We start from the raw sequence: 422 nt of genomic DNA, 5'->3' as shown, positions 1-422 counted from the left end.
CTTCATTGGCGCTGGACAGGGTGGTAACGGGCAGTGCGGCGATAGAGGAGTTCATGATTTGTGCTTCCTGGGCAAGCGGCGGGCTGTTCCCGCGCGCTCTGCCCTACTGGGGTGTTCGACAATTGGCTGTATTGGCTGCGTGTGTTGGCTTGCCACCAATAGGTGACCGATCGGAGGCGGCAGGCTGTCCCGAACGGAGCTTGCTAAATCGCCAGGCGGTGCAGGTGTCGTAACGGTAATAAGTGGTGAAGTTCATGGTGTGATTTCCTTTAAGTTCGGTGTGTAGCAAAAATTGTTCAGGGCTGGAAAAACAAAACCCCCGGTCGGGGAGCCGACCGGGGGTTAGATTTCTCTGGCAGGCGACCCCTTGAGTAGTGGGCGCCGATTTCAGGTATCAGGCGCGCCAGTGGCTAAACCAATAC

General features: G+C 56.9%; 1 protein-coding gene. It reads left to right on the top strand.

Annotated features, from left to right (window positions below; translation table 11 throughout):
- On the top strand, positions 1–233 hold a 233-nt coding region (locus H8792_RS12640; RefSeq protein WP_228767125.1), incomplete at its 5' end, for a hypothetical protein.
- Positions 234–422: the final 189 nt, after the last annotated feature.

Origin of the sequence: Thiomicrorhabdus heinhorstiae, from assembly GCF_013391765.2 — a bacterium.
Classification (GTDB): Bacteria; Pseudomonadota; Gammaproteobacteria; order Thiomicrospirales; family Thiomicrospiraceae; genus Thiomicrorhabdus; species Thiomicrorhabdus heinhorstiae.
Note: the sequence above shows the minus strand (reverse complement) of the source record. Positions and strands in the feature narration are given on the sequence as shown.